The organism is Lachnoclostridium sp. An181, from assembly GCF_002160325.1.
GTDB lineage: Bacteria > Bacillota > Clostridia > Lachnospirales > Lachnospiraceae > An181.
Map to the genome: position 1 here is coordinate 41,259 of NZ_NFKJ01000009.1, position 12,485 is coordinate 53,743.

Sequence of the window (12,485 nt, forward strand, 5' to 3'; positions counted from 1 at the left end):
TTTACCTAGTTCTCAAAAATTGGGCCTCTCTCGCCGCTTTCTCATCATCCGGGTATTCTTTCACATAGGCCTCGATAGCCTCTTTTGCCTCATCCCATTTTGCCTGTTTCTCATAACAGATGACCTGGTTATACTTCATCTCCTGCACAAGCTCTTTGCTGTCCTCCTCAAGCGCCAGACCTTTTTCAAAATATCCTTGCGCTTCCGCAAATTTTTCTTCCTCCATAGCGCTGCATGCCATGAGATTGTAGAGGGATGCAGTTTCCTGCACGCCGTTTTCCAGCGCGCCCTCAAGAGACTCCCTTGCTTTTGTATATTCCCCCATTTCCCAGTAAGCCATACCAAGACCTTTATAAGCCTGCCCAAGTTCCTCGCTTTTTCCGTTTTGAACAGCTTCCGAAAAACTTTCCGCGGCCTTTTCATAATTTTCTTCGTTCAGATACTCTACCCCTTTGTCAATCTGGCTTGCCTGGCATCCACTCAGCACAAATACCGCGCCAAGCGCCAAGGCCGCCACCTTCTTTTTATTCATATTCTCCTCCTGATTGTTATGGTCATTCTTTGATATGTTCCATTCCCTGACTCATAATGGTTTGAATATGTCCATCTGCCAGAGAATAATACACGGTTTTTCCATCCCGCCTGTTTTTTACAAGTTTCATCTGTTTCAACACCCGAAGCTGGTGAGAAATCGCAGACTGGGACATTTCCAAAAGCTCCGCCAGATCGCACACACACATTTCAGACGAGAGCAGTGCATACAGAATACGGATTCTGGTACCGTCGCCAAACACCTTAAAAAAATCTGCCAGCTCTTTTAAATCCTCCTGCTTTGGCATGCCCCTTTTCACCTGTTCTATTACGCCATCGTGGATATGCACACTTTCGCAGCACTCCACTTCCATATTTTCTTTTTTCATCTTCTTCACTCTTTTCATGTTTATGCCTGCCACAGCTCATCAATCTGCCAGTCTATCGGCTCCACGCCGTGGGCCTGTAAAAATTCATTCGTTTTGCTAAACGGCCTGCTGCCGAAAAATCCACGGTATGCAGAAAGCGGGCTTGGATGCGGCGCCTCCAGGATGAGATGTTTGGGATTGTTCAGCATACTTTTTTTCATCTGGGCAGGTCTTCCCCAAAGAATGAATACGATAGGGCGATCCTGTCCATTCAACGCCCGGATAGCTGCGTCCGTAAACTCTTCCCAGCCAATCCCTCTGTGGGAATTCGCCTGATGAGCACGCACAGTCAAAACAGTATTTAAAAGGAGCACTCCCTGCTTTGCCCACTTAGTCAGATACCCGTGGGTTGGAATGGTGCATCCAAGATCATCGTGCAATTCCTGATAAATGTTTACAAGCGACGGGGGAATCTCCACTTCCGGTTTTACGGAAAAGCAGAGCCCATGGGCCTGTCCATCCCCATGGTAAGGGTCCTGTCCAAGGATGACAACCTTCACATCCTTTAGAGGTGTCAGGTGAAATGCATTGAAAATATCGTTCGCAGGAGGATAAATCCTCCTCGTCCTGTACTCGTGGTTTACTGTGTCGTAAAGTTTCTTATAGTAAGGCTTGTGGAACTCCTCTCCAAGGGCCTCAAGCCAGTCGTTATTGATCGCTCCCATATCATTACTCCTGATCTTCCAAGCGCACGGAAATCCCTTCCCTGCGCAGGTATTCTTTCACTTCTCTGATTTCCAGTTCTTTATAATGAAACAGCGATGCCGCCAGCGCAGCGTCCGCTCCTCCTTTTGTCAGTGCGTCCCTAAAATGGGCAAGCGTCCCTGCTCCGCCGGATGCAATGACCGGAATGGATACTGCCTCTGCCACTGCCTTTGTCAATTCCAGATCATAGCCCGCTTTTGTACCATCACAATCCATACTTGTCAAAAGAATCTCCCCTGCGCCAAGCTCTTCCGCTTTTTTCGCCCATTCTATGGCATCGATCCCCACATCTACTCTTCCGCCGTTTTTGTAGATATTCCATCCGCTTTTGTCTTCCCTCTTTTTTGCGTCAATGGCAACAACCACACATTGGCTGCCAAACTTTTGTGCAGCCTCATAAATCAGATTCGGATTGGCAATGGCTGCGGAATTCACAGAAATCTTATCCGCGCCTTCCCTCAAGATCTCCCTGAAATCCTCTACTGTGCGGATACCGCCTCCTACAGTGAAAGGTATAAACACACTCTCGGCAACCTTTCTCACCATATCCACAACCGTTTTTCTCTCATCGGATGAGGCGGTGATATCCAGAAACACAAGCTCGTCTGCTCCTGCGGCATCATAGGCTTTTGCGATCTCCACCGGATCCCCGGCATCTCTTAATTTTACAAAATTCACACCTTTTACCACACGCCCTGCGTGCACATCCAGGCATGGAATGATTCTCTTCGTAAACATGCTATCCCTCCTGCAGCCTTACAAAATTCTTTAAAATCTGAAGTCCCACGCTGCTGCTTTTTTCCGGGTGGAATTGGCAGGCAAACACATTGTCCTTTTCCACGGACGCATGAATCCTTGTACTGTAATCTGTCACTGCTTTTACAATCTTTTTATCCTCAGCTTTCAAATAGTAGGAATGTACAAAATAGACATATGGATTACCCTCCAGACCTTTAAAAAGTCTTCCGCTATTGGTGAGTTCCAGAGAATTCCAACCCATATGCGGTATCTTAAGTCCTTCTTTGTCCGGAATCCTTAAAATCTCTCCCTTTAAAATCCCAAGACCTTCCACCCCAGGGGTCTCTTCACTTCTCTCAAACAAAAGCTGCAGTCCAAGACAAATGCCGAGAAACGGTGTCCCTCTTTCTGTCACTTCTTTTATCACACTCTCCAGGCCAAACCGCCTGATGTTTCCCATCGCATCGCCGAAAGCTCCCACTCCTGGCAGGATCACTTTGTCAGCGCTCAAAATTTCTTTTGCGTCCCGGCTAATACATACGTCTTCACCAAGGTACAAAAGCGCCTTCTCCACACTCTTGATATTCCCGGCATCGTAATCGATTATCGCTATCATCTTTCCACAGCCTTTCCGTTTTTTGTTCTATTTTACATCAAGTTCAAACCAGAATTCAACACCATTATCATAATTGCGCACACCATACCCTTTTTGCATTGCCTCCATGATCGCCTTTACAATGGAAAGTCCGATGCCGTTACCTCCGTATTCTCTTGTGTGGGCCTTATCCACTTTGTAAAACTTATCCCAGATACGTCCGATATCCTCCTCTGGAATCGGTTTTCCTGTGTTGAACACAGAAATTCGCGCAATCTTTTTATCTTTCCGGACTTTGATGTCAATGACGCGTTTTCCATCCAGGTGGTTGAGTGCATTACTGAAATAATTGCGCACCACCTGCTCAACTTTATACTCATCCGCCCATACATATACCGGAGTGCCTGTATCAAATCTTACTTCAGCACTTTTTTGCTGGATCAGAATCTCACAGCTTTGGATCACTCCCTGGATGAGTTCCACAATATTAAACCGGTCAAACTGGACATCCGACTCTCCAAACTCCAGCTGATTCAAGGTCAAAAGATTTTTCACCATCCGGTTCATCTTTCCTGCCTCATCCATAATAACATCACAGTAGAAATCTCTGCTCTCCGCATCTGAGTTTACGCCTTCCTTCAGCCCTTCCGCATACCCCTGAATAAGGGCGATCGGGGTCTTCAGCTCATGGGAGACATTTCCGATGAACTCTGTACGCATCTCCTCAATCTTTTCTTTCTTTTCAATATCCTGTTTCAGTTCATAGTTTGCATTCTTAAGCTCTGATATCGTCTCCTCCAGTTTTTCAGACATGGTATTGAAATTTCTTCCCAGAACTCCGATCTCATTCTCTCCGCCGCTCGTGTATTTTACCTCAAAGTCCTGCTCTGCCATACGCTCGGACAATGCGGCAAGCTCCAGTATCGGCTCTGTGATCTTTTTGGAGAACAGCCACACAAGGAGAATGCCGACAGCAATAATGATAACACCAACGTAGGCAAGAAACTTGCTGGACAATACTACGCTCTCCCGGATACTTTCCAGCGGAGATCTCATAATAAATGTATTGCCATTGGACAGCTGTCCCCACATTTCCAGATAGCTGGACCGGCTTTTTACGTCCTTGGACTTCCATATTTCATAGTTATCGGCTTTGTCCAAAAGTTCCCCTTCATTTTTTCCATACAAGTATCCCTTCAGCTGGTTTTCCAACACATCCATCTCATGGGCTGTCGCAAATCCTGCCTTCATCTTATTCTCGTACACATCGTAAATTCCAAACGAAATATTGGCCCGCTCCGATTCATCCAGGAGCCGTTGTATTGTCACATTATTATAAAGGTCATCGTTCTGTGATTCCAGGATCTCATACACTGCAATCAAATTTGGTTTTTTCTGTGAAACATAGTACTCACCAAGAAAAACATTGTTCACCATCAAGATTGCGAACAGCATGGCCAGGATCAGCCCAACAAACATGACCAGCATTTGTTTTCTTATAGAATGTTTCATGATTTTGTTACCTCAAATTTGTAACCCATGCCCCAGATTGTTTTGATGTATTCTCCTTTGTCTCCAAGCTTGCTGCGCAGTTTTTTCACATGAGTGTCAATGGTCCTCGCATCTCCAAAATAGTCATAATTCCAGACATTGTTCAAAATCTTTTCCCTGGAGAGCGCAATCCCCTGGTTTTCCACAAAATAGGAAAGCAGCTCAAACTCTTTGAAACTTAGATCGATCACATTTCCGTCTATCGTCACCTGATGGGCAGATTTATCCACAACGATGCCGCCGGCATCAATGGACTCTGCACCGGAAAGCTGATTTGTCCTGCGCAAGATCGCGGAAACTCTTGCCACAAGGATTTTGGGACTGAACGGCTTGGAAATATACTCATCCACTCCAAGCTCAAATCCTAGCAGTTCATCCTTCTCCTCTGTTCTTGCAGTCAGCATGATGATCGGGACTTTGGAATTTTTCCGGATCTCCCTGCACACATCCCAGCCATCCATCAAAGGCATCATCACGTCGAGAATGATCAGGGCAATGTCTTTTTCATCGTAAAATTTCTCGAGTGCGTCCATCCCGTCTTTTGCCTCGATCACTGTATATCCTTCGCGCTCCAGAAAGTCTTTGACCAGCTTTCTCATTCTGGCCTCATCATCCACCACTAAAATCTTTATCTTTTCCATCCTGCGGCACTCCTTTTCTCTTTCATTCTGATCTAACTATTTTATTCTATCAGATAAGTATGATTGTTCTGTGAATTTTTCTTCTTTTCCAAACATCATGATAAATCCAGCTGCCAAAAGACCTGCTGTTATCCAGATCGTGCGTTCCCCAATCTGTTTTGTCAAAAGTGCTCCAATAGCCGCTCCGATCGCAAACACAAGGATAATAAAATAGTAGTACAAACTTTTCTTTTTCATTTCTTCATCCTTTGTCTGCCGATATCTGCACAAAAACTCGGTCGCGCTTCTCATATTTCCAATGCACATCGTCGTGGCGCATGGGATCCCCTGAAACTTGCGGAAACTGTCCACCTGCATGGCGCATGCAAAGGATAGGACTGCATTTGCTGCAATATTCACAGACTGCGGCAAAAATCCCACAAGAACAAGCAACACAATCTCCGCTGCCAGCACGATCTGTCTCCAATGTATTTTCTGCGCCTCCTTGTACCTGTATTTCACCCATTCGCTGACATATACGCCGCCCACAAATGCCAAAAGCGGCACCAAATAGCGAAATGCGTGCGCAAAATCAGCCATGGCCAGATTTTGTCCAAAAAGAACGATATTTCCGGTCTGCGCATTGGCAAACACATGATCTCTGCAATTATACGAATATGCGTCCTGAAATCCTCCCGCCAAAGTGAGGACCACTCCCAATGCCATGGATTCGGATACCTGTTGGTTTTTTGCCTTTTTCATCCTACCTTCCTCTTGCCTTTCCATAATCGATACGTTTCAAAGTTATACATCTTTTCTCCCATATTTGGATAGTTAAAATTTTATAACAGCATTTCTGCAATTCTTTACTTCCTTTTGTCTAAATCAATCAAATATCTCTGGATATCGGATTGTTAGCTTTTTGTTAAAAGGCCCGTAATATCTACAGTTAAGTTACTCAAGACTCATCAATATTCGCATAAACTCCTCTGCTTTTATCTCTTCTTCACTAAATTTGAATTTTTTAGAATCATCATATAGATTTAGGATTAATTTCAAAAATCTCCCGTATATATTTGCTTGCGATGGTCTTAGAGATCCAATATCACTCCATTGATTATATCCATTTCCTCTATCTACAATATCCTTAAATTTTCCCCATTGCTTTTGGTCCATCTCCCCTGATTGATCAAGAGAACGATTACACATCATTAACCAACTTAAATCTTTGGATTCTGAATTATGAAATCTAACCGCCATAATCTCTAAAAGGGCTAATGCAATATCTACCTGTCCTTCCATTAGTAATTTATGTACTATCCGAGCTTTTTCCATTGCCTGTTCCTGGCTTCTAATATCAATACCTTCCCACATGACTGAAAAAAATGTTTCTATTTTTCTTTTTTCTTCCTTTGATGGTTCAGAAAAAAAACTAAAATAATCTCGATATTTTTCAAAGATTCCTTCTGAAAGTCTTCCGGTGTCCAAACTAAAAGTCAAACTGATAAACTTTTTTAAGTACTCGTTTACACAAGTATCCTTTCCGTAAATTTGTTTTACGGAATGTTCTAACTGAACTCCATCTACTGCTATAATGACAATTACATTATCCAGCTCTGCAAACAAATGATGCAGTCGTTCCAGTACTTTGATTGCATAAGAAGGAATACATCTATCCAATTCATCCACCACAAAAATCAAAGTTTTTTGTTCTGCTATCCGTTTTAAAGACTCTCGTGTTTGATCTAATGTTTCTTTAAATCCAAATAGCATATCAAAACTTTTATCTTCTTCCTCTAACTTTGATTCTTTCTTTTTGACAGCGTCTATTGTATCAATTAGATTTAATCCGATGTGTTTCTCAATAAACCTTCCTGCTATTTTTTTCACCTCTTCTTTTGCAATCACCCAAGATGCCTGAACCGTTCTGTCTATTGTTCCTCCAAAAATGTTCTCTTCCCCCTTCACCGTATCTAACAAGGAGGACACCATTGCCACAGCTGGTTCCTCATAATAATCGTACTGCCAGCAATTATAGTGAAACAAAAAATATTGGTTATCCCCTGTGGTTTCCGATTGCTCTTCTCTCAATCTTTCTTCCAACATTTCCATCAAAAAGGTTTTTCCACTTCCCCATTTTCCATCAATAGCAAAGCTGCATCCCCTCTTTAACTCAGAAAGTGTATGGACAAACTCTGTGATTGTATTGACAAATTCTTCTCGATTCAAAACATCCTTTTTCTTTTCCATTTTCCTTCTCCTTCGTATTAAATCACCCGTCCTGCATTTCACAAAACTGGTGATTTTTCTTCCTTTTGCGGAACATATTCTATTTAAATATTTCTACATACCCTGATACTATTTTCCTGCAATACTCTGCCTTGAAGAAACCACTTTTAAACAAAAATGATATTTTATCAGCTCCTGAGATAACGTTTTCTGATAAGCGGATATCATCTCATGAAACCTCGTGAAGTATCCGGTTGTTACTCTGTCAATTGACTTTCCTCAATCTTGTTGAAATTATACGCAAGCATATACCGAATCAATCCATAAATGCCGCTTTTATCCTGCTTTTAAAATTCAACTCGAACACGTTTTCTAAACTGCAAAGCATCTTCTATATCCATTTTAACTTCATTGATATTTTTCCTTTTCCTTCATTGTAATGCATCTATCCTTTTGTTTCAATTAAGCACCTTAAAAAGTTACTGATCATAGAGACCATTCCCGTTCTTGATTTTCACTATACGGTTTACCCAGTTCTTCTATCATAAAGCAAAGAAAAAACGCTGTGCAAACACAGCGTTCCAAATGGACCTGGCGGGAGTTGAACCCGCGTCCGAAAGCCCTTCCATTATAGCTTCTCCCAATCACAGTCATCGTTTTGACATTCCCTCCATGAAACGCCCGGTGACAGGCTTTTCACTTCAGTAGCTTCATAAATTCTTTTATCCCCTCAAAGCTTTGGAGACAAAGTGCCTCACCTTGTTGAAGCCGGTTACTTAAGCGGTGAGATACCTAAGGCCGACTGCTGCACAATTAGGCAGCGTACGCTAAATTTTCGTCTGCGTTTAATTTTAAGTTGCAGGTTTTAACGCAGTCCCGCGCTGCGGATGGCTACTCTAACTTCTAGACCCCCGTCGAAACCAGTACAAGCCCTTATTGTTATTGAATGTACTGCCCACAGACTTAGGACTATTATATCGAACGGATCTGTATACTGTCAAGGGGCGAAAATCGCCCCCTGTATCGTCTTACTCCCTCTTATTGTGAACAAAAACGAAATTCACAATTTATTGTCACTATAAATGCTGTGTGTATCACAGCACCTTTACCGTCACCTTGACCATATCTCCATGCTGTTTCCCGATTTTTTCTCTTATATCTTTCCGCACTCCTATAATATAGCAGATGGACCCATCGCTGTTTTTGACGCCCATATTGACAATACTGCCGCAGTACGGCTCCCCGTCAAATGTGGCCTCCACTTTGACGCGGGCTTTCCCAAACTCTTTTCTGATATCATAGGGAAAACGGACATATGCTCCGTTTATACCCGGTACCTTTTCTAAGACAGCCTCAAACTCATATATTTTTGATTCCATCGCCCTTTTCCTCTCCGTCACCTTTTCTTCTTATTATACTGTTTTTTTGACTGTTTACACTAAAAAGTTTTAGAGCACTCCTGTCACAAAATTTACCACTGTTGTGTTCAAAAAACAGATGACAAGTCCAACTGCTGTCGGTATCAGGATTGCAAGCGCCATCCATTTCACACTTCCGGTTTCTTTTCGGATGGTAAGGCAGGTTGTGCCGCAAGGCCAGTGCAGGAGTGAAAACAGGATGGTATTGAGCGCAGTCAGCCATGTCCAGCCATTCTCCGTTAAAATCTGTTTTATGAGATAGATATCGGAAATGTCCTGAAGATTCCCCTGGCACAAATATGTCATCAGGATGATAGGCAGCACGATTTCATTGGCAGGCATTCCAAGGATAAATGCCATCAGGATCACACCGTCCAGACCAATCATTCTCCCAAAAGGATCCAAAAAATTGACACAGTGCTGCAAAATGCTTGCATCTTTTGTCTGTACATTGGCCAGCACCCAGATGAAAAGGCCTGCCGGAGCCGCCACAAGGACTGCACGGCCAAGCACATACAATGTTCTGTTTAAGATAGAATTGATAAGAACTCTCCCCACCTTAGGACATCTGTACGGAGGAAGTTCCAGGGTAAATGCAGACGGCATTCCCTTTAGTATTGTGCCGGAGAGAATTCTGGATACAAGCAAGGTCATACCGATTCCAAAAAGAATGACAAACGAAAGGCAGACTGCTGCCAGTACAGAGTCTGCGCCAGCCCCTGTACTGCCCACAAAAAATAGGGACAAAAGGGCAAGCATTGTCGGAAATCTTCCGTTGCACGGGACAAAACTGTTTGTGAGAATGGCGATCATCCGCTCTCTTGGCGAATCAATGATCCGGCATCCGGTCACACCCACTGCATTGCAGCCAAATCCCATACACATGGTCAGAGCCTGTTTTCCACAGGCGCGGCATTTTTGAAAACATTTATCCAAGTTAAAAGCCACCCTTGGAAGATACCCAAAATCCTCCAAAAGCGTGAACAGAGGGAAAAAGATTGCCATCGGCGGCAGCATCACGCTGACTACCCAGGACAGTACACGGTAAGCTCCGCAGATGATCGGTTCATAAGCCGCAGGTGAAATCCCAAGAAAAACGGCTCCTTCTATGAGCTTTTCCTCCAGCCAAAATGCACCTTTCTGCAAATATGCGGAAGGAATATTGGCGCCTGCTGCCGTAATCCAGAAAATCCCAAACAGAAAAAGAAACAAAACCAAAAATCCGGTTACTCTCCCTGTAAACAGGCGATCCAGCATCCGGTCTTTTCTATCATACTCTGCCTTCTCATACACAACTGCACGCTCGCATAATTTCCGTGCTCTTTTTACAAATGGATCCACTGATTCCAAACATGCTTGATGGACAATGCCTGTTTGCTCTTTACTTTTCTCCTGCAGACTTTCAATGGCATCCAGGATCTGCTCCACACCCTCCCCGCTCCTGGCTGAACAGCCGATCACCGGGATATGTAACTCTCCGGAAAGTTTCTGCAAGTCCACGTGGATTTTTTTCTTTTTGGCCTCGTCGAGAAGATTGACACAGAGCACTACTTTGGGCGTGATCTCCATAATCTGTAAAAGCAGGATCAAATTTCTCTCAAGGCAGGTGGCGTCGCAGACAACCACAACTGCATCCGGTCCTTCAAGACAGATATAATCTCTTGCAATCTCCTCTTCCCTGGAATGGGAAGACAGAGAATAGCATCCCGGCAGATCCACAAACTCATATACCTTACTTCCTCTTTTGCATGTTCCGCTTACGCATTCCACTGTTTTTCCGGCCCAGTTGCCTGTGTGTTGTCTTAGTCCTGTCAGATGATTGAAAACCGTGCTTTTCCCAACATTGGGATTTCCGGCCAGAGCGATTACCTTGCGCACGTTTCCACCTCCTTCACCATCACCCACCTGGCGTCTTCCTTTCGGATGGCAATGACTGCCCCGCACACCTTGTAGGCCACCGGATCACCCAAAGGACTTCTCCCCACACATACAACTTTTGTGCCGCTGATAAATCCCAGATCTTTCAGCCTTTGTTCTATGGAGATACCTTCCAAAAAGCCCGTGATCTCTGCCTTTTGCCCAGGTTTCATATCCGCTAAATTCATCGTCCATCTCCTTTTCCCGACAACACGCCAAACTCATGCGCTTGTTTTCGCGTGCGGGAAAATGTGCTTACTATCAAAATATGCACAATGACTTCAAAAGGAAACTAAAAACGTTTCTTTTTATCCCCCTTCTTCTTCAGGATATGGGGGAACTGATTTACCGCCAATGCGACCACGATCCCAATCGTGGTGTCTATCATACGGTTGATGGCAAATTCCACTGGACTTACATCTCCTCTGTGTGTGACTGTGACACAAAGAAAAACCACGCACATCAGATAAGTCCCTTTTTCCTGTTTCAGACCAACCGAAAGCTTGATGATAGGGATGAGTAAAAGCGAGAGTATTGCATAGCGGATGATTTCTCCAGGTGCAAATCCCGTACTTTTTTCAAAGATGAGAAACAGCATTCCCCAAATACCTCCGATGATGGTGGCGATCTCCCTGTTTTTTGCTGTTTTTAAACTGTCCTCCCAATTATTCTGGATACACAAAATAGCTGCGATCGCCGCATAAAAGGGCACGCCCTCCCTCCAGATATCATCAATCAGAAAACATAAGAAAACGGCCGCAACTGTCTTCCAGATACGGCCACCGATTTTAAATGTATTATTTTTCATAGACACCTTTCAAAGTGAAACTCTCCAGCACATGTCCTTCCATGGCGTGATAGAGTTCATTCATAAAAAATCCGTTTTCCAAATCCAGCTTTGTATCCAGCGCATACACATGCACTTCATATGTATGAGCTTTGTCCGGAGGCGCCATGCCGCCATAAAAACTGGACAATTCTCTGCTCTGACTGTTTCCCTGTACGCTCGCCCAACTATTGCATCCTTGCACAAAGTCTGTAGCCGTCACACTCTCATTTTCCTTTAATTCATTTCTGGTGATATTTGCCGCAAGCCAGTGCACCCAGGAAAATCCCATTGTCACCGGATATGCGTCCTTATCTTCCAGTACGATTGCAAAAGAAACGGTTTCGTCCGGAGCGCCTTCTATCTTTAACGGTAAAGAATAAGACGGCATACCGTTTTCATTAAATTGTGTTCCATTTGCACCATATTTTTCTTCAATTACGCCATTTACAATTCCTGTACTTGTAACGATCATATCTGCACCTCCAAGTCTTTTTTCTTTTGTAATCATACTCCATCCTCACACCCACGTAAATTACCCACTTTTTTGTAAGTATCAGGGACTGATGATTCCTCTGTCTATGAGCATCTGTTCTTTTCCCTGCTCCTTGAGATAGGCAATCCCAATGCGCTGCATGATCCCAAGCGCCTCCAAAAGCGGCTCCCCGTACTCCTTTGTCAGAGAGTACTCCACGCGCAGGGGATATCCCTCAAACACTTTTTTCTCTACAAACCGATATTCCTGCAGCTCTTTTAAATGCTCTAAGAGCATCTTCTGGGTAATTCCATCGATATCCTTTTCCAGTTTTGATAAGGAAGTGGGGCCAAGGCGCAGCCTCCACACAATGATCGGTTTCCATTTTCCTTTTATCATATCATGTACCAACTCTAACGGGCATGTAAATTCTTCTCTTACTTTCATTTGGC

The 12,485-nt window shown here is 43.8% G+C and carries 15 protein-coding genes and 1 other RNA gene; all 16 read right to left on the reverse strand.

All coding sequences use genetic code 11. From position 1 onward, the window contains the following. Position 1: 1 nt before the first annotated feature. The 16 genes from B5F18_RS07200 to B5F18_RS07275 all read right to left on the reverse strand — a co-directional run bounded on the left by B5F18_RS07200 (position 2) and on the right by B5F18_RS07275 (position 12,480). Positions 2-532, reverse strand: a complete 531-nt coding sequence (locus B5F18_RS07200; protein WP_087157007.1) for a tetratricopeptide repeat protein — start codon at positions 530-532, stop codon at positions 2-4. A 22-nt stretch (positions 533-554) separates the two neighbouring features. Continuing rightward, complete coding sequence (locus B5F18_RS07205; RefSeq protein ID WP_087157067.1) at positions 555-920, reverse strand: ArsR/SmtB family transcription factor; 366 nt, start codon at positions 918-920, stop codon at positions 555-557. Positions 921-940: 20 nt separating this feature from the next. After that, entirely contained in the window at positions 941-1,624 is a 684-nt protein-coding gene (locus tag B5F18_RS07210) for a uracil-DNA glycosylase (RefSeq protein ID WP_087157008.1), read from the reverse strand. A gap of 4 nt (positions 1,625-1,628) precedes the next feature. Then, complete coding sequence (hisF, locus tag B5F18_RS07215; protein WP_087157009.1) at positions 1,629-2,402, reverse strand: imidazole glycerol phosphate synthase subunit HisF; 774 nt, start codon at positions 2,400-2,402, stop codon at positions 1,629-1,631. 1 nt (position 2,403) lies between these two features. Continuing rightward, positions 2,404-3,018, reverse strand: coding sequence for an imidazole glycerol phosphate synthase subunit HisH (gene hisH / locus B5F18_RS07220; RefSeq protein WP_087157010.1), 615 nt, complete (start codon positions 3,016-3,018; stop codon positions 2,404-2,406). Positions 3,019-3,045: 27 nt separating this feature from the next. After that, entirely contained in the window at positions 3,046-4,509 is a 1,464-nt protein-coding gene (locus tag B5F18_RS07225; protein WP_087157011.1) for a sensor histidine kinase, read from the reverse strand. Then, on the reverse strand, positions 4,506-5,189 hold the full coding sequence (locus tag B5F18_RS07230) for a response regulator transcription factor (RefSeq protein WP_087157012.1): 684 nt from the start codon (positions 5,187-5,189) through the stop codon (positions 4,506-4,508). Before B5F18_RS07230 ends, B5F18_RS07225 begins: the two co-directional genes overlap by 4 nt. 36 nt (positions 5,190-5,225) lie before the next feature. Beyond that, positions 5,226-5,930 (reverse strand): YoaK family protein, encoded by a 705-nt coding sequence (locus B5F18_RS07235; protein WP_087157013.1) that lies wholly within the window; start codon positions 5,928-5,930, stop codon positions 5,226-5,228. A gap of 192 nt (positions 5,931-6,122) precedes the next feature. Then, complete coding sequence (locus tag B5F18_RS07240; RefSeq protein ID WP_087157014.1) at positions 6,123-7,418, reverse strand: KAP family P-loop NTPase fold protein; 1,296 nt, start codon at positions 7,416-7,418, stop codon at positions 6,123-6,125. Positions 7,419-7,980: 562 nt separating this feature from the next. After that, positions 7,981-8,330: a transfer-messenger RNA gene (gene ssrA / locus B5F18_RS07245) on the reverse strand. 161 nt (positions 8,331-8,491) lie between these two features. Then, positions 8,492-8,776, reverse strand: a complete 285-nt coding sequence (locus B5F18_RS07250) for a DUF1905 domain-containing protein (protein WP_087157015.1) — start codon at positions 8,774-8,776, stop codon at positions 8,492-8,494. Between the two features lie 69 nt (positions 8,777-8,845). Next, positions 8,846-10,720 carry a ferrous iron transporter B gene (feoB, locus tag B5F18_RS07255; protein ID WP_242955822.1) on the reverse strand — a complete coding sequence of 625 codons (1,875 nt, stop codon included), beginning with the start codon at positions 10,718-10,720 and terminating at the stop codon, positions 8,846-8,848. Next, positions 10,681-10,920: a FeoA family protein gene (locus B5F18_RS07260; RefSeq protein WP_087157017.1), complete on the reverse strand. Its 240-nt coding sequence runs from the start codon at positions 10,918-10,920 to the stop codon at positions 10,681-10,683. Before B5F18_RS07260 ends, feoB begins: the two co-directional genes overlap by 40 nt. A gap of 104 nt (positions 10,921-11,024) precedes the next feature. Further along, positions 11,025-11,540, reverse strand: coding sequence for an FUSC family protein (locus B5F18_RS07265; RefSeq protein ID WP_087157018.1), 516 nt, complete (start codon positions 11,538-11,540; stop codon positions 11,025-11,027). Beyond that, entirely contained in the window at positions 11,530-12,069 is a 540-nt protein-coding gene (locus B5F18_RS07270; protein ID WP_330394133.1) for a YbhB/YbcL family Raf kinase inhibitor-like protein, read from the reverse strand. The genes B5F18_RS07265 and B5F18_RS07270 overlap by 11 nt, the downstream gene beginning before the upstream one ends. Positions 12,070-12,114: 45 nt before the next feature. Continuing rightward, the gene (locus B5F18_RS07275) at positions 12,115-12,480 is read right to left on the reverse strand and encodes a winged helix-turn-helix transcriptional regulator (protein ID WP_087157019.1); all 366 of its coding nucleotides are present in this window, start codon (positions 12,478-12,480) and stop codon (positions 12,115-12,117) included. Between the last annotated feature and the right edge of the window lie 5 nt (positions 12,481-12,485).